The sequence below is a fragment of the Congregibacter litoralis KT71 genome (assembly GCF_000153125.2).
In the GTDB taxonomy this organism is placed as follows: domain Bacteria; phylum Pseudomonadota; class Gammaproteobacteria; order Pseudomonadales; family Halieaceae; genus Congregibacter; species Congregibacter litoralis.
The window spans coordinates 1,612,568-1,635,197 of record NZ_CM002299.1; the positions used below are offsets into that span (position 1 = coordinate 1,612,568).

24 protein-coding genes are annotated in these 22,630 nt (G+C 55.8%); 21 read left to right on the forward strand and 3 right to left on the reverse strand.

Annotated features, from left to right (window positions below; all coding sequences use genetic code 11):
• Positions 1-59 precede the first annotated feature (59 nt).
• Entirely contained in the window at positions 60-1,415 is a 1,356-nt protein-coding gene (gene xseA, locus KT71_RS07380) for an exodeoxyribonuclease VII large subunit (protein ID WP_008296065.1), read from the reverse strand.
• A gap of 111 nt (positions 1,416-1,526) precedes the next feature.
• Between xseA and guaB the strand changes: the two genes are divergently transcribed.
• From guaB to KT71_RS07395, 3 genes are all read left to right on the forward strand, one after another.
• Complete coding sequence (gene guaB, locus KT71_RS07385; RefSeq protein WP_008296064.1) at positions 1,527-2,999, forward strand: IMP dehydrogenase; 1,473 nt, start codon at positions 1,527-1,529, stop codon at positions 2,997-2,999.
• Positions 3,000-3,066: 67 nt separating this feature from the next.
• On the forward strand, positions 3,067-4,641 hold the full coding sequence (guaA, locus tag KT71_RS07390; protein ID WP_008296063.1) for a glutamine-hydrolyzing GMP synthase: 1,575 nt from the start codon (positions 3,067-3,069) through the stop codon (positions 4,639-4,641).
• Between the two features lie 303 nt (positions 4,642-4,944).
• Positions 4,945-6,144, forward strand: coding sequence for a tyrosine-type recombinase/integrase (locus KT71_RS07395; RefSeq protein WP_008296062.1), 1,200 nt, complete (start codon positions 4,945-4,947; stop codon positions 6,142-6,144).
• Here the strand turns inward: KT71_RS07395 and KT71_RS20040 are convergent.
• Positions 6,128-6,370: a helix-turn-helix transcriptional regulator gene (locus KT71_RS20040; RefSeq protein WP_008296061.1), complete on the reverse strand. Its 243-nt coding sequence runs from the start codon at positions 6,368-6,370 to the stop codon at positions 6,128-6,130. The genes KT71_RS07395 and KT71_RS20040 overlap by 17 nt on opposite strands.
• 257 nt (positions 6,371-6,627) lie before the next feature.
• Positions 6,628-7,296 (reverse strand): S24 family peptidase, encoded by a 669-nt coding sequence (locus tag KT71_RS07405; protein WP_008296060.1) that lies wholly within the window; start codon positions 7,294-7,296, stop codon positions 6,628-6,630.
• Positions 7,297-7,388: 92 nt separating this feature from the next.
• On the opposite strand from KT71_RS07405, the gene KT71_RS07410 reads away from it, so the two are divergent.
• From KT71_RS07410 to KT71_RS07490, 18 genes are all read left to right on the forward strand, one after another.
• Positions 7,389-7,688, forward strand: a complete 300-nt coding sequence (locus KT71_RS07410) for a hypothetical protein (RefSeq protein ID WP_202962399.1) — start codon at positions 7,389-7,391, stop codon at positions 7,686-7,688.
• Positions 7,675-9,216 carry a ParB family protein gene (locus KT71_RS07415; protein WP_023659418.1) on the forward strand — a complete coding sequence of 514 codons (1,542 nt, stop codon included), beginning with the start codon at positions 7,675-7,677 and terminating at the stop codon, positions 9,214-9,216. Before KT71_RS07410 ends, KT71_RS07415 begins: the two co-directional genes overlap by 14 nt.
• Entirely contained in the window at positions 9,216-9,818 is a 603-nt protein-coding gene (locus KT71_RS07420) for a DUF2857 domain-containing protein (RefSeq protein WP_008296057.1), read from the forward strand. Before KT71_RS07415 ends, KT71_RS07420 begins: the two co-directional genes overlap by 1 nt.
• Positions 9,808-11,058 carry an STY4528 family pathogenicity island replication protein gene (locus KT71_RS07425; protein ID WP_008296056.1) on the forward strand — a complete coding sequence of 417 codons (1,251 nt, stop codon included), beginning with the start codon at positions 9,808-9,810 and terminating at the stop codon, positions 11,056-11,058. Before KT71_RS07420 ends, KT71_RS07425 begins: the two co-directional genes overlap by 11 nt.
• Positions 11,059-11,258: 200 nt before the next feature.
• Positions 11,259-11,996, forward strand: coding sequence for a PFL_4669 family integrating conjugative element protein (locus tag KT71_RS07430; RefSeq protein WP_008296055.1), 738 nt, complete (start codon positions 11,259-11,261; stop codon positions 11,994-11,996).
• Between the two features lie 5 nt (positions 11,997-12,001).
• On the forward strand, positions 12,002-12,376 hold the full coding sequence (locus KT71_RS20440) for a hypothetical protein (RefSeq protein ID WP_023659419.1): 375 nt from the start codon (positions 12,002-12,004) through the stop codon (positions 12,374-12,376).
• A gap of 31 nt (positions 12,377-12,407) precedes the next feature.
• Positions 12,408-13,502, forward strand: a complete 1,095-nt coding sequence (gene parM, locus KT71_RS07435; protein WP_008296054.1) for a ParM/StbA family protein — start codon at positions 12,408-12,410, stop codon at positions 13,500-13,502.
• A gap of 186 nt (positions 13,503-13,688) precedes the next feature.
• Positions 13,689-14,111 carry a DUF3577 domain-containing protein gene (locus KT71_RS07440; RefSeq protein ID WP_008296053.1) on the forward strand — a complete coding sequence of 141 codons (423 nt, stop codon included), beginning with the start codon at positions 13,689-13,691 and terminating at the stop codon, positions 14,109-14,111.
• A gap of 105 nt (positions 14,112-14,216) precedes the next feature.
• Complete coding sequence (radC, locus tag KT71_RS07445; RefSeq protein ID WP_008296052.1) at positions 14,217-14,732, forward strand: RadC family protein; 516 nt, start codon at positions 14,217-14,219, stop codon at positions 14,730-14,732.
• A gap of 95 nt (positions 14,733-14,827) precedes the next feature.
• Positions 14,828-15,253, forward strand: a complete 426-nt coding sequence (locus KT71_RS07450; RefSeq protein ID WP_008296051.1) for a DUF6573 family protein — start codon at positions 14,828-14,830, stop codon at positions 15,251-15,253.
• 841 nt (positions 15,254-16,094) lie between these two features.
• Positions 16,095-16,961, forward strand: a complete 867-nt coding sequence (locus KT71_RS07455; RefSeq protein WP_008296050.1) for a phage integrase N-terminal domain-containing protein — start codon at positions 16,095-16,097, stop codon at positions 16,959-16,961.
• A 100-nt stretch (positions 16,962-17,061) separates the two neighbouring features.
• Positions 17,062-17,550 carry a PFGI-1 class ICE element type IV pilus protein PilL2 gene (gene pilL2, locus KT71_RS07460; RefSeq protein ID WP_023659421.1) on the forward strand — a complete coding sequence of 163 codons (489 nt, stop codon included), beginning with the start codon at positions 17,062-17,064 and terminating at the stop codon, positions 17,548-17,550.
• A complete protein-coding gene (locus KT71_RS07465) occupies positions 17,550-17,777 on the forward strand; it encodes a hypothetical protein (protein WP_023659422.1) in 228 nt (75 codons plus the stop codon). The genes pilL2 and KT71_RS07465 overlap by 1 nt, the downstream gene beginning before the upstream one ends.
• A gap of 97 nt (positions 17,778-17,874) precedes the next feature.
• Complete coding sequence (locus tag KT71_RS07470) at positions 17,875-18,585, forward strand: TIGR03759 family integrating conjugative element protein (protein ID WP_202962400.1); 711 nt, start codon at positions 17,875-17,877, stop codon at positions 18,583-18,585.
• 11 nt (positions 18,586-18,596) lie between these two features.
• A complete protein-coding gene (locus KT71_RS07475; protein WP_008296047.1) occupies positions 18,597-19,157 on the forward strand; it encodes a lytic transglycosylase domain-containing protein in 561 nt (186 codons plus the stop codon).
• Positions 19,144-19,719: an integrating conjugative element protein gene (locus KT71_RS07480; protein ID WP_023659423.1), complete on the forward strand. Its 576-nt coding sequence runs from the start codon at positions 19,144-19,146 to the stop codon at positions 19,717-19,719. Before KT71_RS07475 ends, KT71_RS07480 begins: the two co-directional genes overlap by 14 nt.
• A complete protein-coding gene (gene traD, locus KT71_RS07485; protein ID WP_193786134.1) occupies positions 19,716-21,878 on the forward strand; it encodes a type IV conjugative transfer system coupling protein TraD in 2,163 nt (720 codons plus the stop codon). The genes KT71_RS07480 and traD overlap by 4 nt, the downstream gene beginning before the upstream one ends.
• A 1-nt stretch (position 21,879) precedes the next feature.
• Entirely contained in the window at positions 21,880-22,611 is a 732-nt protein-coding gene (locus KT71_RS07490; RefSeq protein ID WP_008296043.1) for a TIGR03747 family integrating conjugative element membrane protein, read from the forward strand.
• Positions 22,612-22,630: the final 19 nt, after the last annotated feature.

Below are 22,630 nucleotides of genomic sequence, written 5' to 3' on the forward strand. Positions count from 1 at the left end.
CTCCGGGAGGGCAGATTTTGTTGAGAGTTCCTCTTGGTGAGACTCGCTCTCCCTCAGTCCTATTCGCTACTCTCGACCCGTAGTTTGAGACGTCCCCTTGCAAGCCTTGCTTCCAGGACCTGCTCTGGCGATACCGCATCGCTGGCGCGAACCACGCCGCCCTGCGCGTCGCTGATGATGGCGTAGCCGCGTTCAAGAATTGCCAGGGGATTGAGGCTTTTCAGAACCTGCTCCCGGCGTTCCAGGCCCTGCCTGTGCCATGCCAGTTTTTGCGCCATTGCTGCCTCCAAAGCAGCCTTTTGACGCGCCACCTTCTCGCGGCTGATTGTCAGTCGGCGCAGGGGGCTGTGACTCAGGAGCCGTTCCCGGCGAGCCTGCTGCGCGTGCTGCAGCTGCGCCAGCCGCTGTTTGATGGCCCGGTTCAGACGGTTTTCGAGTTCGTCCAGGCGCTGCGCCTGCTCCCGAAGTCGATCTCCCGGGTGTTTCAGTCGCGCTCGCATACGGTCCAGGTTCATGCGCTCCCGCTCCAGACGATGCACCATGGCGCGGTGCAAGCGCTTTTGAGCCTCTGCTAGCCGTGCAATCAGCTCAACCCGGTCCTCGCTGAGAAGTTCTGCCGCCGCACTGGGCGTGGGCGCACGGACGTCGGCGGCAAAGTCTGCGATGGTAACGTCGACTTCGTGACCCACACCGGAAACAACCGGTAGCTTACTGGCGACGATCTCCCGGGCAAGGGCCTCATCGTTGAAAGCCCAGAGGTCCTCCAGAGAACCGCCGCCCCGGGCGATGATCACCGCGTCAAAGTCGCAGTCGTATCGGCTGCGAGCGTATTCATTGGCCTCCTGAAGCGCCTGGCGAATTTCTCCCGGGGCATCGGTACCCTGAACCGCCACGGGCAATATGGTGACGCGAATCGACGGGTTCCGCCGGGCAAGCACCTGGAGTATGTCCTGCAGGGCGGCGCCCGTGGGGGAGGTAATAACGGCGAGATGATTCACGGACCGGGGTAGGGGCTGTTTGTTGGCTGCGTCGAAAAGTCCCTCCGCCCGCAGCTGATCCCGCAGGGCCTCAAAGCGTGCCTGCAGGGCCCCGGCGCCGGCGGGCTCGAGGAACTCGCCAATGAGTTGGAATTCTCCGCGACCTTCGTAGAGCGAGACGCGGGCACGGACACGCACCTGATCCCCGTTATTGGGGCTGAAGCGCAGGCGCTGGTTATAGGTCTTGAACATGGCGCAGCGCACTTGCGCCTTGTCGTCCTTCAGCGTGAAGTACCAGTGCCCTGATGATGGCCGCGCAAAATTGGACAGCTCTCCCTCAATCCAGACGTAGCTGAAATGGCTCTCGAGGAGGCTCCGGGCCTGTCGGTTGAGCTGGCTGGGAGACAGTACGTCCGCCGCAACGGTGGTGCTGGGCATGGATTTTCCTATAACTAATTGCGTTACCGGGCGAATTCTGTGTTACGCCGCGGGCTCTAAAGTTTTATAATAGGGAGTTTACTCGACCGAAAGGCGTCTGGAGGAACCACCATGTTGCGTATCGAACAGGAAGCGCTGACCTTTGACGATGTTCTCCTGCTGCCCGGCTACTCCGAGGTCGTGGCCACCGATGTGTCGCTGCAGACCCGTCTTACCCGAGAGATTAATCTAAATCTGCCCCTGGTGTCTGCGGCCATGGACACCGTAACCGAGGCCCGTCTCGCTATTGCCATGGCGCAGGAGGGCGGCATCGGTATCATCCATAAAAGCATGGGGATTGCCGAACAGGCCGCTGAGGTACTTCGCGTTAAGAAGTACGAAAGTGGCGTTGTAAAAGATCCCATCACGATTCAGCAGGATGCCACGCTGGCGCAGCTCATCGAGCTGACCTCCGCGAACGGTATTTCCGGTGTACCGGTGCTTGCTGGCGAGGATCTCGTGGGTATTGTGACCCGCCGCGACATGCGCTTTGAGACCGAGATGGACAAGCCCGTGGCTTCTCTTATGACGCCGCGGGACAAGCTGGTAACGGTCAACGAGGGCGCGGATTCCGCTGAAGTGCAGCGGCTTCTTCACCAGCATCGCATCGAAAAGATCCTCGTCGTTGATGATAACTTCGATCTGCGCGGCATGATCACCGTCAAGGACTTCGACAAGGCGGAGAACTATCCCCGCGCCTGTAAAGACAGCTATGGTCGTTTGCGCGTGGGAGCCTCCGTGGGCACCAGTGCCGATACGGAGGAGCGGGTAGCCGCCCTCATGGAAGCGGGTGTTGACGTGCTGGTGGTGGACACGGCGCACGGTCACTCGCGCAATGTTCTTGAGCGCGTAAAAATGATCAAGGCAGCCTATCCGGGTGTTCAGATTATCGGCGGCAACATCGCCACCGGCGAAGCGGCGTTAGCGCTGGCAGAGGCGGGCGCCGATGCCGTGAAAGTGGGTATCGGCCCGGGATCTATTTGTACAACGCGCATCGTCACAGGTATCGGCGTTCCCCAGGTAACTGCCATTGCTGAGGCTGTGGCGGCCCTCAAAGACAACTACGACATCCCCGTCATCGCTGACGGCGGCATTCGTTTTTCCGGCGATATCGCCAAGGCCATCGCTGCCGGGGCCCACGCCGTCATGATGGGCAGCATGCTCGCCGGTACGGAAGAAGCGCCGGGCGAGGTGGAGCTTTATCAGGGGAGAACCTACAAGTCCTACCGGGGCATGGGCTCCCTCGGAGCGATGGCGTCAAAGCAGGGATCCTCTGATCGCTATTTTCAGGATGCCACCAAGGGTGCGGAGAAACTAGTTCCCGAGGGGATCGAGGGCCGGGTGCCCTACAAGGGGTCGGCCACGGCAATTATTCACCAGCTTATGGGTGGTGTGCGCTCTTCCATGGGTTACACCGGCAGCCCTGATATCGAGACCATGCGAAGCCGGCCGCGCTTTGTGCGTGTCACCGCCGCCGGTATGTCAGAGTCCCATGTACACGATGTATCCATCACTAAAGAAGCGCCCAATTACCCGGTGAGCTAGGCTTTTTTTGGGGGCGACGCCCTCTGCAAGCCTTGTATTAATAGAACATTGAACAGCGAAGCTGCGTATGACTGATATCCACGCCAGCCGGATCCTCATTCTGGATTTTGGTTCCCAGTACACCCAGTTGATCGCCCGGCGTGTGCGGGAAGTGGGTGTGTATTCGGAGATTCGTGCCTGGGATATCAGCGAAGAAGAGCTGCGTGAGTTTGCACCCAGTGGAGTGATTCTGTCGGGAGGACCCGAGTCGGTCACGGAGGAGGGTTCTCCTCGTGCCCCTGCGTGTCTTTTCGAAGGTAATTGGCCTCTTCTGGGGATCTGCTACGGTATGCAGACCATGGCCGCACAGCTTGGCGGTGAGGTGCAGGGCTCTGATACCAGTGAGTTTGGTTACGCGCAGATCCGCACGGCGGGTGAGACGGCTCTTTTACACGATATTCGTGATCATATGACGGACCACGGCGATGGCCTCCTGGATGTGTGGATGAGTCATGGTGACAAGGTGACGGCACTTCCGAAGGATTTTTCCTGCGTGGCCTCAACTGACTCCTGTCCCATTGCGGCGATGGCACACGGTTCGCAGCCCTGGTTCGGTATCCAGTTTCACCCGGAGGTGACGCACACCCTCCAGGGCACCCGTATTCTTGAGCGTTTTGTTATAGAAATCTGCGGTTGCGAAGCGCTCTGGACTCCCGCTCGAATTGTGGAAGACGCCATCGCCCGCGTGCGCGAGACCGTAGGCGGGGATCACGTGCTTTTAGGCCTCTCGGGGGGCGTCGATTCCTCTGTGGTGGCTGCGCTCTTGCACAAGGCCATCGGCGATCAGCTCACCTGTGTGTTCGTGGATAACGGTCTGCTGCGCCTCCACGAGGGCGATCAGGTTATGGAGATGTTCGCCCGCAATATGGGGGTCAAGGTCATCCGCAGCGATTCGGAAGCGCTGTTTCTCGACCGTTTGGCGGGGGTCAGTGATCCCGAGGAGAAGCGCAAGATTATCGGCAATACTTTTATCGAGGTGTTTGACGAAGAAGCTGCAAAAATCGAGGGCGTGCGCTGGCTCGCCCAGGGCACGATTTATCCCGATGTTATCGAGTCCGCGGGCGCAAAGACCGGCAAGGCGCATGTTATTAAATCTCACCACAATGTCGGTGGGCTGCCGGAAGATATGGCTCTTGAACTGGTAGAGCCTCTGAGAGAATTGTTCAAGGACGAAGTACGCAAAATCGGACTGGAACTTGGTTTACCTCATGACATGGTATTCCGGCACCCCTTCCCGGGCCCCGGCTTGGGCGTTCGTATTCTCGGTGAGGTGAAGCACGCCTACGCGGAGATACTGCGACGGGCCGATGCTATTTACATCGAAGAGCTTCGCGCCGCCGGGTGGTACGAAAAAACCAGCCAGGCCTTTGCGGTGTTTTTACCGGTGAAGTCCGTGGGCGTCGTCGGTGATGCGCGGCGTTACGAGTACGTGATTGCTTTGCGCGCAGTAGAGACCGTGGACTTTATGACGGCGCGTTGGGCGCACCTGCCTTACGAGCTTTTGGAGAAAGTCTCCAACCGTATTATCAATGAGATCACCGGCGTGTCGAGGGTGACCTATGACGTGAGTTCGAAGCCGCCGGCGACCATTGAGTGGGAATGATTTCACGTCTGGCATTGGCTGGCACCTGCAAGCAAAAAATCTCATGAAAACACTATAAAAATAGAGTTATTCTCCTTTTTGTCTAGCAACGACTGGCACTCTCTGGCACCTCCAAGCAAACTTTTTCAATGGTATAAAACATGGTACTGTTCTTTGGAATGTCAGGGCCAAGAAAAAATACCATGCTACTTTTTCAAGTGCACTCATGGTATTAGATTCAGTTAACTCCCTGATATAAAAGAAAATATACGAGATAAATATACCATATTGGATCATGGTATTTTTCCTACGGGAGGACTTGTGATGCTGACAGATACCAAGCTGCGCAACTTGAAGCCAAAGGACAAGATCTACAAGGTCAATGACCGCGATGGGCTCTACGTGGCTGTGACACCAGCGGGCGGCATTTCCTTCAGATACAACTACTCGATCAGCGGTCGACAGGAGACCTTGACGATCGGCCGGTATGGCAAGCGCGGTGTCACGTTGTCAGAAGCACGAGAGCGACTCAGCGAAGCAAAAAAGATGATCGTTGCAGGGAAGTCACCGGCCAGAGAAAAAGCACGCGACAAGACGCGCGTAAAAGATGCCGAAACGTTTGGTGCATGGGCCGAGAAATGGATGCGTGGTTATCAGATGGCTGATTCGACGCGTGACATGCGTAAGTCAGTCTACAACCGTGAATTGAAGAAGCGCTTTGGTAATCAGAAATTGTCTGAGATCACGCATGAGGATCTTCGGGCTGTAACCGATGCCATAGTAGAAAGAGGGGCGCCAGCAACAGCAGTTCACGCCCGAGAGGTGGTAATGCAGGTCTATCGTTGGGCGATCGAGCGCGGACAGAAAGTAGAGAATCCTGCGGAGCTGGTTCGGCCTACCAGTATCGCCAGGTTTGAACCTCGCGATCGGGCTTTGAGTCCTCCAGAGATTGGTCTGATGTATCGGTACATGGACCGAGTTGGAACGTCGCCCCAATATAGAGCTGCTATCAAGTTGCTGTTGCTGACCATGGTGAGGAAGTCCGAGCTGTCCAACGCTACTTGGTCGGAGATCAGTTTCAGCGAAGCGCTTTGGACGATTCCAAAAGAGCGTATGAAACGACGCAATCCGCACTTGGTGTTTCTGTCTCGTCAGGCGTTGGATATTTTTATCGCACTCAAGACTTTTGCCGGCGGTTCTGAATTCGTACTTCCCTCTCGGTATGATTCAGACTTGCCTATGAGTGCAGCAACGATGAATCGCGTTCTAGCATTGACCTACCAGGCGGCACAAAAGAATGATGAACCGCTTGGGAAATTCGGTCCTCACGACCTGCGTCGCACGGCCAGCACACTACTGCACGAGGCTGGGTATAACACCGACTGGATTGAAAAGTGTCTTGCACACGAGCAGAAAGGCGTGCGGGCGATCTATAACAAAGCCGAGTACCGGGAGCAGCGGGCTGCGATGTTACAAGATTGGGCAGATATGATTGACGATTGGACTACTATGAAGCGGCAGTAAATCCAGGACGGTGTGCTGGATCCTCGGACTCTATGCGCGACTCAATCCAATCCTCTACCTCGGCCAGGTCCCACGCAACATTGCGACTTGTTAGTACGATTCGGCGCGGAAAGTCGCCGCGTTTTTCCATGTTGTAAATGGCGCGATCTGACAGTGGGATCATCGCCAGAAGTGTTTTTCGGTTTATTAATGTCTTGCTTGGGCGGTTTTGGGTTCCAGCATCCATTGATTGTTTCTGTTGCCCCTGACGGCACCTCTCAGAATTGTGTGGTTGTGATAACTGAACATTAGCACTGTGCAAATCATTTAGGCAAAAGAGAATATTTAGCAAGGTGATAAATATCTTGCCGGGTCTTCTGATGGTTTTAGGGGTCCTGAGGAGTGGGACTGTCTGCAGTGAAAAGCCGGTCCACTATGTTTGTATCTTGGTTTAACCCCACTGGCTGGGTTCTTGACGCGTATCGCTTAGGGAGGTGAGGCCGTTCAGAGCGCCTCTCCCTTGAAGATAATGACACCGCAAATCGGGGTGTCCGGGTTCACCTCAATAATGCGATTGGGCCAGTCCGGGTTCAGCGTTTTGAGATACTTCTTTCCTTCTTCCAGGATCAGTTGCTTGAACGTCACCTCATTGGACTCTTCCAGCCGAACCACGACAAACTTACCGTGTTCGACTGGTGCCTGTGGGTCAACGAAAATCAATTCGCCCTCCCGGAATTTGGGCTCCATGCTCGCACCGCGCACGCGCAGCACAAAGGTCTCCGGGCTACATTCTACGGGACACCGTAAAAGCGTTGTGCCGTATGGGGGTGGCAGGTCTTCTGAAATATCGTGCCCCTTGCCGACCTGGTCCCACGGTATTAACCGATGCTGACTGCCTGTATTGGATTCGTCGCGCTCGGCTGTCAGATCTGGGCCAGTAGGGTGTTCCTCGTCCATCCACCCTGGAGGCTTGTTCATCGCCGCCTCTAATTTGGACGCCAGATCATCCCCGATTGCGCGCGGAGTTCCCTTCTTGGTAGGGAGCTGATTGCGCACCTGACTGAGGTAGGAGCTGTTGGTTCCTGCGGCACGCGCCAGGCGCACGGCTGAACCCGCTTCGCGAATGAGGGCCTCAAGGTTCTTGAGTCGAATAGGGATATGTTTTCTTGTCATTGAGGTAGTTTAGCAAAATTTAGCAAAATGATAAATAAAAAGTTATCACGTTAGCTTGTCGGTCAATTTGCTCGGTGCGAATGTATATTCGCATGGAGCTAAAGTATTTTCTCAAGATGGCAACGAAGAGGGAGCGAGCAGAAGTCGCCGTCGCCTGCAATGATTCGGTGTCTTACCTTTACCAGATCGCGGGCAACCACCGTTACGCCAGCCCCTTGCTGGCAACCCAGATCGAACAATCGACGAGACTGGTTGCAGAAGCATCGGGGGGGCGACTTCACCCCGTGCCTCGCGCCTCAATGGTACGCCACCCCGAAATCTTTTATGGGGTAGAGGAACAAGAAGCGCAGCAACGGCCTGCAATGGTGTGTGACGTCGATGCCACAGAATAATCGATCTTCCACGACCGCTGCGTCCACACCCGACGATGTCGTTGCCACACGCATCGAGGTCACCCGTATTCACCACTACGGGCGCAATCCCCGCCGTCAGCAAAATCCGGAGTATGACCGTATCAAGGCGTCTATCCGTGCCGGCGGTCTGGATCAGCCGTTAGTGATCTCGCAGGAACCCGGCGCGGCTGACTATGTGCTTCATGCCGGGGGCAATACCCGGCTGAGTATCCTTAAAGAATTGTACGAGGAGACAGGGGAAGAGCAGTTTTACTGGATAGATTGTGTGGTCAGAGGCTGGTCCCAGGAGTCGGCGTTGTTGTTCGCGCACCTGCGGGAGAATGAACTGCGCGGCAGTCTGCCCTTTATCGATAAAGCGCATGCCGTGTTTGACGCCAAATCGTTGCTCGAAGCGGAACTGTCCGTGGAGACTCTTTCACAGCGGCAACTGGAAACCCTGTTCAGGGAGCGAGGCTTCAGCCTCGGTCACAGTATGATCTCTAAAATGGGGTACGCCGTTCAGACACTGTGGCCGGTGATGCCAACCGCATTGAGTGCCGGCCTGGGTCGCCCTCAGATAGAAAAGATTCGGGCTTTGGAGCGTGCGGCTCGCCACATCTGGCTACATCGCCAACTGGGCGATGAAAGCCTGTTTGATGATGTATTCGCTGAATTGTGTCGGCGCTACGATGGCAGTGAGTGGGATATCCAACCACTGCGCCATGCGCTGCAACATGAGATCGCAGTGGAGTCAGAGCAGAGTGAGCACATCATCCATCTCGAAATTGAAGCCTGCCTGGCAGGCCGCCCATTTGAATATCCCTCCACTCCCGAACAAGACTGCGATGACGCGCAGCCAAAGGACGAGCCAAACAAACTAGTGGCCTCGAGTGAAGCGTCGGGTAAAAGCACAACCGCCTACACGTCGCCGTCCCATCAAACTGCGCCAGCAGGCCCAGTAATTGAAGAAGGTGAATCACCGGACAACTTGAGTAACACCACCGAGGGCTCTGCCGAAAGTGTAACGAGTACTCGAGACCTGAACTCATTGGATATTCCCTCATTGCGCCGCCACCTGTATGCCACCGCTTTGCGCTTGGCGGAACATCATGGCTTGGGCGATCGCGTCATACCACTTGAAGATCACGGCATGGGTTTTTTAGTGACCGATGTCCCGCCCGCGGAACTGACGGAAACACTGGATCAGGAGATGCTCGCAATGGTGTCCTTACTGTGGTGGCAACTGGCAGCCTGCTCGGAGGTTACCGCGGCTCCCGTGGATGTCCTCCTGAATGACCTTGACGAGTTCTCGATATTGCACCGGGCACTGGCATCGCAGGATGCGGAGTTGTTGTTTAGCAATGTTTGGACGCTAGACCCTGGTCACATGGGCTGCCAGTTTTGGCAGCAGCTCAATCCCGAGGATTGGCGGCTTCTGCTGCAGATGATGGAGACTTATCGTACGCTAAAACGGTGTGCCTTTGATGCTGGCTTGGCGTTGTGGGACACCGCGGAAGGTGACAGCTGATGTCATCAAATAAGGAAGCGGATCTCACCTCTGCCGTTCTCCTGTACGCGGTCCGTTGCTTGGCCGAAGGTGACCAGCAGGCCCTGCGAAGCATGAATTTCGGTCCCAAGGAGCTGGATGCTTTACAGGGGATCAACCTGGCTGACCTGTATCGAGCCGATGCGCTCCGCGTGCATTGTCTGAAGATAGACCTGGACAGGGAGGTGTTCTGGCCCATGCTGGCACACCTGCGCCATCAGCGGGAGTCTGAAGAGCTACAGCGCACGCTGATAGTGGCCGATGCCCCCTTGGATATGATGCAGCAGTTGTTTGGGATGAGTTCACGTGAGTACACGCGATGGCGTCGAGTGCTGACGCTCGCGCCCTCTGTGGGAAGACCGCCTGAGCTCGATGAGACCGATACCCATACACTGTGGTATGCCTGGCAGGAACGGGTTCAGGCGTGTGCGGAAGCCCCGCTGGCGGCAGTAGACTATCTCGGTCTCTACCACGAGACGGACATCGCGCTACGGTGTATTTGGGCACTGGTGCAACGGTGGGAGGCATACGGCGAGCCTATGGCAGGCGCCGGAGCGAATCAGGTCATCGAGCATGGCCCATGACGATGCCGTACCGCGACCGGAAACAGTTGCCCTCGATGCCCTAATCAAAGCAACCATTGCGGAATTCAAAGGTGAGGGTGCAGTAGCGTCGTCCGACGCTATGTTATTTGTGGGCAATTGGCACCAGGCGGTTCCCGCCATGGTGATTCAGGATCCCATCCTGGAGCCGGTAGATAAAGTGGTGTGGATGGTCATTATGTCTCACGCCAGAGAAACCGGAGGACGAACGGCTTTCCCGGATTACGACACCATTGCTAACCAGACTAACGTTTCCTCCACGTCAACCGTATCGCGGGCGATTGCGATATTGCGGCTCACCCGCTGGCTAACCTTATATGCCAGGCTACGTCAAAAATCCGGCCGCTTTACCGGCAATATCTACGTTCTGCACGACGAGCCCTTGCCGCTGGTTGACGCCCTGCATCTTGACGATGCCTATATGGCATTTGTCAGTCAGTCTCAGCAACATCACCACGGACGTGTGCGTCTCGTTGCGCAGGGCATATCAGACAGTCTGGATGAAACTATTCGGGACGGACAAAACCTTGCGGAAAGAGAGGCGGGGTCGGAGCGTCGTCTGCGTGCGGCGCAGTTTCTGGCAGAGAAAGGAAAAAACACAGACGGCTCGAGTCGCTACTTCGCCTTCACCGGCGCATCTGTTAACCGACTTAAACAGCCGTCGCCTCAGAGATCTGGCGGGGCCGGTGACCGTGACCAAAATTCAAAGACGGAGGAAAAAGTACACTACAGTAGTGATTGTAGTAGTAATTATAAAACAACTACAACAACAACCCCTACGCAGAATGCCAACAGCAACGAGAGTGCTTTACCGGCAGCAAGCTCATGTTCTGATAAACCCCTGATTTATCCGCCCCGGCTGTCGGAAAACCAGAGACTGCTGGCAGATCGTTACCTTGGCATGATCGCCCCCGAGGCTCGTCAGTCTGTCTTGGATGAGTTGCAGGGTCGGCTGGACTCAGAGCAAAGAGGGATGAAACCGGTCTACGACGAATTGCGTTTCCTGCATTCGCTGTGCAAGGCCGCGGACAAGGGTGAATTTATACCCAATCTTGGCATCAAGGTGGCAGAAGGCCGATTGTCTCGTGCCCAGTCAGCTCCGCCACCTGTGGATCCACAGCAAGAGGCACTCAAGGCTGAGGAACGCGAACGCTCGCGGGCCTATGGCATCGAACAAATTGCCAAACTGCGTCTCTCATTCAACGCGAAGGATGATTCCTGATTCAGCCCATCTGCCTGCCGTCCAGTTGTTGAAGCGTGGATGGAACGCCATTCTTGAGGTGGTTCCACTGTCACCAGTTTGAAGGACCAATACCTCATAGCAGGACGTAAACCTCCACGGCACTTGGCGAGATACTCCGTGGTCGGCGGGAGGGATTCGTGGGTTCATAGCGTGGTGAAAAATTGATAGGAACCGCGCTGATGAATACTCATGACGACATCCCTCGCGAACAGCCTGTTGATCAACCGGATAAAACGGGTCCCGGCGCGTTGCGTGGCGAGGTCTGGTTGAACGTCCAGACCTATCAGGCCCAAAGCTTGATCCGGGGAAGGCGTGGCGGCGAAGGCAAGCCGGCGATTATGGGCCTGGTTGGTTTTGCAGAGCGGTTGAAGGTGCTCTGGCAAGCCATCCGATCGGATGACCCATTCGCCGACTGGTGGCTGATCAAGGTGGAAGCCAGTATTGGTGATGCGCGTACGCAGTTAAATCGCTTGCAGGAACAACTTCAGGCCGTGCTGGTCAGCGTCGAGTGCTTCGACGTGACCTTTGCGCAGTCGAGTCGACCCCAGCGAGTTTCGCTACAGTTTGCCAATCCTTATGCTTTTCGGGCGGCGCAGATGCTTGCTGACTATGACCGCATGATGTGCGCTTGGATGACAGTCCGACATTTGGGCATGGATTCACCGGCGGATATCGCTGAACAGGTGAGTGGGAGTGGCCGGTGGCTGCGGCGCGTATTTGCACTGCCCCAAAGCTACCAGTATCTGGAGGTCAGTCGAAGCGACATACATCAAGGCACCGCGCGAGCAGCGAAAGCGCGTGAATGTATGGGGGACTTGCCACAGGAGATACTCGACGGTGACAAACTACCTTCGCTACGCCCCGTCACATTCCAGCGTGCGAGTGCGACTTGTAATCCTGCTTGCCAGGATGGATAGCTGCCATGCTAGCCGCGACTCAACAACGCCTGAATATCATTCTCGATACGCGTATTCCCCTGGAAGCGATGATTCTCAATCGTTTACAGCGATTGCCGCAGCGGCGGCGAAAAGATTGGTTAAGAGGCTTGCTGATGACTGGCTTCAATACGGAGTGTCAGGTTATCAAATCGCAAGCACCGCCGATCCCTCAGCAAGATGATGCCGAACGCCGATATTTGCATTGGCGTATGCCAGCGACGCGCAGTGGTGCACGTAGTTCCAAAAGCGGTGCATCACCCGGGTCTGGCGACCAGCAATGCGCTGAAAACGCCCAGAGTAGCCCCAATGCCCATTGTGAAAAGCCCTTTGCGCAGCTGCGAAGCGTTATAGGCCATTAGCGTACAGGGATTGATTTCGAGGAAATAGACTGTGACAGAACGCATCGATAAAAAGCCAACACAGGCTGACAAAACTTCGCAACTGACCTCGGATCCTATGTCTGTCGTTCAGGTGGGTCTTGATGACGGGTATGCCTATACCAAGGTGGCGTTAGCCGATGGGCGGCTGTTTAGTGCGCCCTCCAGAGCGCGAATTGGCTCTGCTGGTGTCACCTGGATTCGAGAGCAGGAGCAACGGATTTTTGAGTACGAGACCGGTGGAACCGTTTACTCGGTGGGTGCCGTCGACGGTGAGGCGACACAGTTCGACGAATACCCCAGTTCTGCCCTCAATCGCGTGATTGTACAGCACGCCTTCCAACAGGCGGGCTTGTCGGGCCGTTCTATTCATCTTGTGACGGGCTTACCTGTCTCTGCGTACTACCGCCACGACGGCCAGCTGCGTCAACAGGAGATCGATCGAAAGTGCGAGAGTCTGAAGCTATCGGTTGAACCTAAGCCGAACAGCGCAAAACCGGGCAAATCCATTTTGAGTGCCAGTGTTGCCTTTCATGAGGTGATTCCCGAAGCGCTTGCTGCCTGGTATGACCATGTCATCGTAACGCAGGCCGATGGTGTAACACTGGATGGTGATCGACTAAGTGCACCCATCGCTATCGTTGATATTGGCGGGCGCACGACGGACTTTGTGGTGGTGCAAGATCAAGGCATCGTTCACGGCTCGTCCGGGTCCCTCAACCGGGGCATGCTGAATGTGAAGTCCCGGGTCGCTGATCTTATTCAGCAAACCTTCGATATGAGCGAACTGGGTGAGCAGAGTATCGCCAGGGCGGTGGACAGCTCCCGATTACGCCTGCATGGCAAGGATCATGATATCTCGGCCATGGTGGCTGCTGCGAAGCGAGAACTGGTGGAGCTGCTCTACGCCGAGACCCGGCGCAAGCTAGGACTGGGTGTCGAACTTGATCAGGTGCTATTTGTGGGTGGTGGCAGTGCAGCGCTCGCAACCGACATAGCCAACTGGTTCCCGAATCAGACGATTCCCGATCACGCAGCTTTTGCGAATGCACGAGGAATGCTCAAGTACCTACAATATGTCTGTGATGACACAGCAGGTGGTTTCTAAAGGCTTTATACGTGGTCACTGCGGTCTCAGTGGCAACAAGTATCGTCGGATTGTGCAAGCGATACTGCGGGTTACCGTCAATCCATTGTCAGGGCTTGCCCTGATTTTACTCACCCTGTCGGGAAGCGCCTTCCCGTCAGGGAATCGCGTTCCCTGACAGTTCATTATGTTCAAGGAGAATGTGTTATGACCAGTAGACAAACTACCTCTGAAAAACCGAAGTATTTCGATCTTGATATCCACGGTATTGGTTACCTTAATCGTGCGCGTGAAGTCACGCTCGAGAATGGATCTTCCTTTCTCAGCGTGACGATCGCCGCATTGCGAGGGCCTGCCGACAACGTCCAACATACCCATTTTGATTGTGTGGTATCGGGCGAAGAAGCGAAGGATCTGGTGCGCCAGCTAATGCCTGCAGTCGAAGCCGACATGAAAGTGTTGGTGGGGTTTCACCTCAGCGATTTACAGGCAGAAGCATTTACCTTTAAACAAGGTGAACGTGCCGGCACAACAGGCATTGGTCTGAAGTCCCGGTTGCTGCGATTCCAGTGGATCAAAGTCGACGGACAACCGTTTCTGGCGCCTGTCGCCAGAGATGCCACCGCCTAGCCACAATCCCTGGCGGCATCTACCGATGCTGCCAATCTTTCAATCTCGTGAGGAAACCACTTCCTCGCGGGACTGGTCTCCCCGCACCATCGAAGGAGACCAGTCATGGCCTCGAAATCATCGCCTGCAAAGGTGAATCCTAAAAACCGTTTGGCGACGCTGAAGATCGCAACGCTCAACGACAATGAAAAGCAGTCTCTGATGGAACTGGCTCTTGCGGTTCTGCAGGACCTGCATCGACCGGGGCTCGAGCTGCCCAGTCCCAACGCCACTCGCGACTATTTGCGGGTGCTGTTGGCCGACCGGAAAGCAGAAGTGTTTGGTTGCATGTACCTGGATAATCGGCATCGAGTGATCGAGACGGCTGAACTGTTCCAGGGAACGATTGACGGTGCAGCAGTGTACCCCCGCGTGGTGGTGCAGCAGGCGCTAACCCTCAATGCCGCCGCGGTGATGTTTTTTCACAATCACCCCAGTGGTGTTGCCGAACCCAGTCACGCGGATGAGGCAATTACCCGGCGGTTAAAGGATGCTCTGGCACTCGTAGACATACGTGTGCTGGATCATTTCATCGTCACAGCCGGTGAGTCACTGTCGTTCGCAGAGCGCGGACTGCTTTAAATCACCCTTTACTCAACCCACTGGGGAGTTTCTGCTTCCCAATGGGAAGGAGGGACTCCCTGAACTCTTTAATCATATCCTCAGGGAGAAACTTTATGAAAAACACAGAGAACACTTCACTGCAAGATGTCTTTGGTCCTGTCATCTCATGCTACAGCCGAGCACAGGCAATTGAAGACGGTGTGTTGGTCGATGTTACCAATATGGCGCGGGAAGCTGGTTTCAAGTGGCCGGTGGCCCTAACACATGCGGCATGGTGTGATTGTGTCGCCTGGACTGAACAAGATAGCCGGAGTCAGATGCATCAGGATGAGTCCGGTCGCTTGTGGGACGTGTTATTCATGGCATTTGTAGCCATACGCACGGCCGCTGATTCCGGTGACCGGCTGCGCTTCTCGTTGTATCGGGTACCCAGTGATGGTTGCACGATGGAAGCTCAGGAGGTTACCTTGAAACTGATGGTGGGTCCCGGTGATGCCGGAGAACCTGTTGTCACCATCATGCTGCCCAACGAAGATTAATGTCGCCGATGTGAATCGGCTCCTTGCCCTGGCCACTTGGGATAAAGTGGCGCCTCTCTCTTCCGTCTGCTCCGCCTTCCAGCTCCGTTTGCTTCCGCGATGTGCCACTACGGCCCCACCTGACGCTTTGTCGCTGGTTCCACTGTAACCACTGCCAGAGTAGATAGGCCTATTCGACTGCCATGACAGGTCGAAGACCTGGCGTCGCAGTTGATACGAACGAAGCCCTCGTCACTGCAGAGCGAAGCGGGGTAGTGACGAGGGCGGCGGAGCACCGAACGACAACGGATTGCGCTCGGATTGTTGAGTTCACGGCGAATTCGGTCTGACTATACTGATGGCCATTGCTTGATAGCAGAACAAAACGCGGCCACGGCGGTAACGTGGATGGGGGGAGTTGCCCTCGCCATCTTAAATGGCAAAAAACAGCACTAGCGTCCTCAGAGCTTGCAAGGCGCACAGTGAAAACTGCAGCTCATCTTCAATGGGTCTTCAACAACAGGACGTTCGTCCTCCCTTCACCGTGGCATTAGCCATTTCAAACCCGGCTCGCAAGTAGCCGAAACCCAACGTGCCGTCCTACTGACGGTTTTTTCAACACGCGGACTGATGGTTCCGCCTATTTAAAAGGAGGTGAAACACTCACCATTGAATGTGGGCTTTTGAGCCCATTTGGTTTACCCGGCACCATCTTCATCAGAAGAGCAGCCAGGTTGCCTGTGACCAGGCTTATCAGGTCAAACGGGGAGTAGTGTCCCTTGACCCTTCCGCGTAAGCGGACCCGGTCAGGCTACGCGCCTGCCGGTTGGTCATAAACACTTACCAGACTGGAAAGTACACGATGAAAGACCTGAACTACCAATTGAAGAAAATGTGTCAGCGCAATCGGGATGGCAGCTACAGCACGCAGGCTAACCGGGCGCGTATTCTCAATCAAATCGCGAATCAACTGCAAGAAATGGGGTACCGACGAATGACCGCTCAGTCATTAAAACCAAAACACGTTGATGCATTGGTGAAGCGTTGGTTCGGTGAGGGGATGGCGGCCGGTACCATTAAAAATCGCATGAATTGCCTGCGCTGGTGGGCTGCCAAAGTGGGGCGGTCCAATGTGGTGGCGCGATCTAATAGCTTCTACGGCATTCCCGACCGGCAATTCGTTAGCAACGATTCCAAGGCCGTTATTGCCGATAGAGACACATTGGCGAGTATCAGAGATGACCACGTGCGTGTCAGCCTGGAGTTGCAGCGCGTCTTTGGCCTGCGCCGGGAGGAGGCAATCAAATTCATACCGGCATATGCTGATCAGGGCGATCATGTTCGCCTGAAGGCATCCTGGACGAAAGGGGGCAAGACGCGGATCGTGCCGTTGCTCACCGAGGAGCAGCGCGCAGCGCTGAATCGAGCCCACCGTCTCGCGGGAACCGGTTCATTGATTCCGCCGCAAAAGAACTACATTCAGCAACTGCGCACCTACGAACGTCATACTACTCTGGCTGGACTGTCGAAGCTGCACGGACTACGTCACGCCTATGCCCAATCTCGCTATCAACGGTTGACGGGGTGGGCGTGCCCTGCGGCGGGTGGGCCGGTCGCAAAGAGTTTAAATGCAGAGCAAAGAAAGCAGGATCATCAAGCGCGATTGATCATCAGCCGCGAATTAGGCCATGTTCGCGAACAGATCAGTGCTGTGTATCTTGGGCGATAAGTCACCCAAAAAAGCACAGCACCCCGAGCATGGATTACGCATTCACGCACGCGAACGATTTGGCGATCATGAGGCTCCTCACCATAGCCAGGGCCAAACCATGCGAATCCATCGTCTATTCTCTACGCAAAGGTTGATGCTGCTGGGCGGCCTGGCTGTTGCGATAGCAAACAATGCAGTGCTGGCAGCAGCGCAACCCATAACCTCGAGCAAAACCGTCTCCCAGGTTGATCGCTATTCAGAACTGACAGCTGGGCCGACGTTGGAGCAGCGCGATCTGCTTGCTGTGACTGTAGCCGTTTCCATACCCAATAACATCGCCAGCCTCGGTGGTGCGTTGCGTTGGATTCTGCGTGATTCGGGCTACCGCCTCGCCGCCGACTCCGTCATTCCTCCTGAGGTACATTCGATGCTCAAACTGCCGTTACCCGCAGCCCATCGACGACTAGGGCTGATGCCGCTGAAAGAGGTGCTAGCACTTATGGTTGGCCCTGAGTTTCACATCGTTCAGGACCCGTTACATCGTCTGTTGTCATTTGAGCGTTGTAACACAGTACAGAATTCTTCACAGGCACAAGGAGAGCTGTAATGGACGTCTTTTTAGTCGCTCTCGTGCTGTTTGCTGTAATGGCTTTTGGAGCAGGAAATAGCAAGCGTGAGGATCAAGCAGATTCTTCCAATGTTTCATCCGAATCGGAAGTTCACCCAGTAACTCGCAAACACTCGGATCAATTCTGTAATCCATGGGTCGAACACATTACTCAGCGTGATCTCACTTTCCCACTCGACCAGAGGGTCATTGACGATGAACAGTAGCGCCAGAGGACGCGGCCGTGTTTTTCGGATTGTCGGGTTCGCTATCCTTACTGCCTTATCCACTCTCGCCGGAGCGGGAGAACAATCGAATTCACACGTGTCTACACAACATACGACCGAAGCATCTGCAACACAGCAGTTAGACCATCAGGCCTCCCTCGCTGCACGGTGGGGCCTGGATGATAACGAATGGCAGCGTTATGAAGTGCTGAAGCAGGGCATTCGCGGGAGTGTGAGTGCCGCAACCTTGTCCCCCATAGAAGTCCTCGGTATTCACTCGCGGAGTACCGAAGAGCGGCGGCGGTACGCCGAGCAATGGGCCGTAATGATGCGTGAGGATGCCGAGCGTATTTTGGCATTTCAACGCGCGTACGATGAAGCCCAGCGACGTTTATATCCCAATGGTTTACTCATTGACGCCAGTATGCTGAATGCCCACAAGACAGACCATGAGGCGTTAGAACAATTGGCGTGGCAGCCCGCCGACCGCGTGCTGTTCTTTACCGACACGCAATGTCCGAAGTGCGATGCTGTACTTGAGCGTCTTGTCAGTCAGTTAGCGCAATTCTCCGGCATCGATGTGTACCTGATCAATGTGTCCCCCGGTGAGGAATCCCTGATACGCGAATGGGCAGCGTCGAAACAGATCAGTCCGCAATGGGTCAAAGAACACAAGGTTACGCTGAATGTCGACGCAGGTGCGCGGGACAGAGTCGCCGCGCACACTGGGCAGGACGGTCAAGCATTACCCGTGCTCGTGTTACGCAGGGGAGACCAGTTCACGCCTTTGCCGGCGTGGCGATTTTGAAGAGCATGACGATGCATCGTCAATCCATTGTCGCGTGGATTATCGGTCTGCTGTGTGGATCCCTCGTCTTCGAGGCCCAGTCCATACCGGCCGGATATCAGCGAGTGGCGATTGAGTATGATTTGCCCCCGGCGTTGCTTTACGCGGTGGCATTGACTGAGAGCGGGCAGAGCACACTCAGCGAAGGTCGGTTCCGTCCCTGGCCCTGGGCGCTCAATATTAATGGTGAAGGACACTATTTCTCCTCAAGACAAGAAGCATTGCAGGTGCTGCAAGTGGCCCTGATACACCCGAACAGTTCTGTCGATATCGGGTTAATGCAAATCAACTGGCGCTACCATCGCGCCGCACTGGGTTCAGCATGGCAAGCACTGGATCCCTACCATAATTTGCGCGTCGCGGCGGCGATTCTGCGAGATTGCCTCAATGAGCATACTAACTGGATGCAGACTGCTGGCTGCTATCACGCACCCAACAATCTCACCAGAGCGCGAGCTTACGCCAGTCGCGTCCAACAATATTTGACGCAGCACGCCGACATTGAGCCGGAGGGTCGGTTTGAAACTCCCTAGTCGTCACTGTTTGCCCAAGTTACTACCTGTTATCTTCGTAGGCGCGTTCGCAAGTGTATCGGCAATCGCCAAGTTGACCGTCATTTATGATGCGGGTCACACGAAACCGATAGCGCCTTTACAGAAGCCCTTTGTGTCGGATCAGGTCCTGCCGGCCCATCCGGGCACTGCTGCGGATTCAGCTGACCAGACAGTGTTAAATGGCCCTACGCTCAGCAACTTACTACCCGTGCGTTCTCCCGGCCTACTGGTCGGTGATCTTGCGGGAAGGCAACTCAAGCCTGATGTCCGTGAGCGTCTGGCACAGGGCAATCCGCGTCCCTTTTTCTTGATCGGGTCCGACCGGGTATCGCTGGAGTGGCTGGCAACCCATCGAGACACCCTTAAATCGCTTGGTGCGGTGGGGATGCTGGTGCAAGCTGACACCGAGCAAGATGTCCGGAGTGTCACCGAGATTTCACAGGGCCTTTCCATCACACTCGGATCTGGCATCGATTTGGCCAGTGCCTTGGGTATTGATCGGTACCCGGTACTCATTACCCGCGACGGCATCACGCAATGAGCGCCCATCCTATGGAGGCGTTGCTTCGACCGCCGGTCGAGTTGTGGTCTTGTTTCACGGCGATCGCTGCAGGCTTACTGGCCTTGCTTGCACCGTGGGGCCTGATGATGCCGCCGGGGATTGCTGCCACCAGCAGCCTGGCTTTCTTTGGGTTTGGCCTCTGGCGGGGCCATCAAGCCTGGCGTGTGTTGCGCTATCAGCGTCACATGAAACGCTTACCCGAGTATCGAATAGCGGCCGATCGGGTCCCTGTCAGTCAGCACAAGCTATTTTTAGGCAAAGGCTTTCGCTGGACCCAGCAACACACCCAGCGTCTACGCGACACGTTGAAACCCGAGGTTCAGCGTTACGTTCAACCGGGTGCACTTTACCATTGGGCGCGGCAAAAGGAAGTCGCCTGGGAGTCGATACCGGGGCTGACCTTATTGGCGAGGCTCTTGCGCAGTCGATCCCGCTGGAACCTGTTGGCGCCGTTACCGCCAGTGGGCGGCAAGCCCGCTCTACATGCGGTTGAACCCCTTGAGCAACCCGTGTGGATGGATCTGGGTGAACGGGTCGGACACACACTGGTGTTAGGCACCACCCGCGTCGGGAAGACACGGTTGGCAGAACTGCTGATTACCCAGGACATCCACCGCGGGGATGTGGTGATTGTCTTCGACCCCAAAGGCGATGCAGATCTGTTGCGCCGCATTTATGCCGAAGCCAAGCGAGCTGGCCGTCTGGACGACTTCTATTTGTTTCATTTGGGCTTTCCCGAGCTATCGGCGCGCTACAATGCGATAGGGAATTTCTCCCGCATCACAGAGGTCGCAACCCGTATTGCCAACCAGTTGCCCAACGAGGGTAACTCTGCCGCTTTCAAAGAGTTCGCCTGGCGCTTCGTCAATATTATTGCCCGAGCGTTGGTGGCGCTGAAACGCCGACCGGACTATCAACAGATCCGCCGTTACATCAACGACATCGAACCGCTGTTTGTGGAGTATGCGGGCTACTGTGCGGCGATTGCAGGTATCGACGCCTGGGCGTCTCTGGTCGAAGAACGCGCAGCGGATATCAAGGAGCGCAATCTGCCCAATGCACTGCGCGGAAGGTCGATGGAAGCCATCGCCTGCATGCGGTTGTTGCAGGAGAGGGCCATCTACGACCCCGTCCTGGATGGCCTTATTTCCGCGTTCAAGTACGACAAGACTTATTTCGACAAGATCGTCAGCTCCGTCGGCCCGCTGATGGAAAAACTCACCACCGGTACGATCGCCGCCTTGATTTCTCCGGATTATCAAGACGAGCAGGATGCACGACCCATCTTCGAATGGATGGATGTGGTGCGCCGCAAGGGGATTGTCTACGTGGGGCTTGATGCACTCACCGATACTACGGTGGCCAGTGCGGTGGGCAATTCCATGTTTGCAGATCTCGTGTCAGTGGCGGGCCGTATTTACAAACACGGCGTGGCGTCTGAACAGGCTGGACACGCGCGGGGCGGCGACCTGGACGCGTCAGGACACGGCCCCGGACAGTCCTCCATGTCCACAATACCGACCATCTCCCTACATGCCGACGAGTTCAATGAGCTGATCGGTGATGAGTTCGTACCGTTGCTGAACAAAGCAGGCGGAGCAGGGTTTCAGGTAACGGCCTACACCCAGACCTGGTCGGATGTGGAGGCGCGGATTGGTAGCAAGGCCAAGGCGGGTCAGGTGGCCGGTAACTTCAATACGATGCTAATGCTGCGGGTGAAGGAGCTGGACACGGCAGACATGCTGACCGAACAGTTGCCCAGGGTCGAAGTGTTCAGTCTGATGAGTGTTTCCGGCGTCGACGATTCATCGGATCCCGGATCTGGTGTCGACTTCAAGTCCCGTAACGAAGATCGGATCAGTGTCTCGGAAGTGCCCATGCTGACCGCTGCTGATATGGTCACGCTACCCAAAGGGCAGGCCTTCGCGCTATTGGAGGGCGGTCAGCTCTGGAAACTCCGTATTCCCTTGCCGGATAGCAGTGGGGATGCCGCCATACCTAGCGATTTTGAAGCGATGGCCGACGCGATGCGGCGCAGCTACATCACCAACGATCATTGGTATCGGGTGACCGATCACTGGTGGCACGCGGTATCTGAGACCACACCGGATTCATCTAAACAGGTCGATTCACCTTAAGATGGCGGAACCAGCCGATCCCCGCCGGTCTGTAGCAAGCCCGGGCATGTTCTCCCGGATTCTCACCGGTATCGCCCAGTGCTTTAAATGGCTATTGCTCTCCCTGGTCTTCTCCGTTTTGATCGAGTGGATTGGCATGGTGTTCTGGTGGGAGGAACAGGGTCTAACACATAGCCGGCAGATGCTGGTGAATGAGTTGCAGTTCCTCGGCGCGGACTTTCATCGCAGTTGGTTGACCGAACATCCCATGCGGTTCGCCAGTGAGTTGTCGGAGCGCTTCTACTACATCGCCTTTGAGTGGACCGGGTTTGTCGATCTCCTCCAGTGGATTACGCAGGCTCCATCTATTGAAGAATCCGGCGTGCGCCCAATACTGCACCGGCTCTACCGGCCCATAGCTGACTTTGTTCTGGCAGCAATGCAAATCACCCAGGTTTTTGCGGTTCGCCTGGCCATCCTGGCGCTCGCCACACCGGTATTTGGACTGTTCACCCTGGTGGCGCTGGTCGATGGCCTGGTGCAGCGGGACCTGCGGCGCTGGGGCGGCGGTCGGGAAAGCTCTTTCGTCTACCACTACGCCAAGAAAGCCGCCATACCACTGATCATCATGGCTTGGGTGCTGTACCTGGCGCTACCGTTCAGCTTGCACCCGTCCTGGATTATCCTGCCGTTCGCTCTGGCCTTCGCCTTCGCTGTGACCATCACGGCCAGCACCTTCAAAAAGTATCTCTGACACAGTTGACTGTACTATT

Coding starts and splice junctions, on each gene's coding strand:
- xseA (WP_008296065.1), bottom strand. CDS start 1,415: ATGCCCAGCACCACCGTTGCGGCGGACGTACTGTCTCCCAGCCAGCTC.
- guaB (WP_008296064.1), top strand. CDS start 1,527: ATGTTGCGTATCGAACAGGAAGCGCTGACCTTTGACGATGTTCTCCTG.
- guaA (WP_008296063.1), top strand. CDS start 3,067: ATGACTGATATCCACGCCAGCCGGATCCTCATTCTGGATTTTGGTTCC.
- KT71_RS07395 (WP_008296062.1), top strand. CDS start 4,945: ATGCTGACAGATACCAAGCTGCGCAACTTGAAGCCAAAGGACAAGATC.
- KT71_RS20040 (WP_008296061.1), bottom strand. CDS start 6,370: ATGGATGCTGGAACCCAAAACCGCCCAAGCAAGACATTAATAAACCGA.
- KT71_RS07405 (WP_008296060.1), bottom strand. CDS start 7,296: ATGACAAGAAAACATATCCCTATTCGACTCAAGAACCTTGAGGCCCTC.
- KT71_RS07410 (WP_202962399.1), top strand. CDS start 7,389: ATGGAGCTAAAGTATTTTCTCAAGATGGCAACGAAGAGGGAGCGAGCA.
- KT71_RS07415 (WP_023659418.1), top strand. CDS start 7,675: ATGCCACAGAATAATCGATCTTCCACGACCGCTGCGTCCACACCCGAC.
- KT71_RS07420 (WP_008296057.1), top strand. CDS start 9,216: ATGTCATCAAATAAGGAAGCGGATCTCACCTCTGCCGTTCTCCTGTAC.
- KT71_RS07425 (WP_008296056.1), top strand. CDS start 9,808: ATGGCCCATGACGATGCCGTACCGCGACCGGAAACAGTTGCCCTCGAT.
- KT71_RS07430 (WP_008296055.1), top strand. CDS start 11,259: ATGAATACTCATGACGACATCCCTCGCGAACAGCCTGTTGATCAACCG.
- KT71_RS20440 (WP_023659419.1), top strand. CDS start 12,002: ATGCTAGCCGCGACTCAACAACGCCTGAATATCATTCTCGATACGCGT.
- KT71_RS07440 (WP_008296053.1), top strand. CDS start 13,689: ATGACCAGTAGACAAACTACCTCTGAAAAACCGAAGTATTTCGATCTT.
- radC (WP_008296052.1), top strand. CDS start 14,217: ATGGCCTCGAAATCATCGCCTGCAAAGGTGAATCCTAAAAACCGTTTG.
- KT71_RS07450 (WP_008296051.1), top strand. CDS start 14,828: ATGAAAAACACAGAGAACACTTCACTGCAAGATGTCTTTGGTCCTGTC.
- KT71_RS07455 (WP_008296050.1), top strand. CDS start 16,095: ATGAAAGACCTGAACTACCAATTGAAGAAAATGTGTCAGCGCAATCGG.
- pilL2 (WP_023659421.1), top strand. CDS start 17,062: ATGCGAATCCATCGTCTATTCTCTACGCAAAGGTTGATGCTGCTGGGC.
- KT71_RS07465 (WP_023659422.1), top strand. CDS start 17,550: ATGGACGTCTTTTTAGTCGCTCTCGTGCTGTTTGCTGTAATGGCTTTT.
- KT71_RS07475 (WP_008296047.1), top strand. CDS start 18,597: ATGCATCGTCAATCCATTGTCGCGTGGATTATCGGTCTGCTGTGTGGA.
- traD (WP_193786134.1), top strand. CDS start 19,716: ATGAGCGCCCATCCTATGGAGGCGTTGCTTCGACCGCCGGTCGAGTTG.
- KT71_RS07490 (WP_008296043.1), top strand. CDS start 21,880: ATGGCGGAACCAGCCGATCCCCGCCGGTCTGTAGCAAGCCCGGGCATG.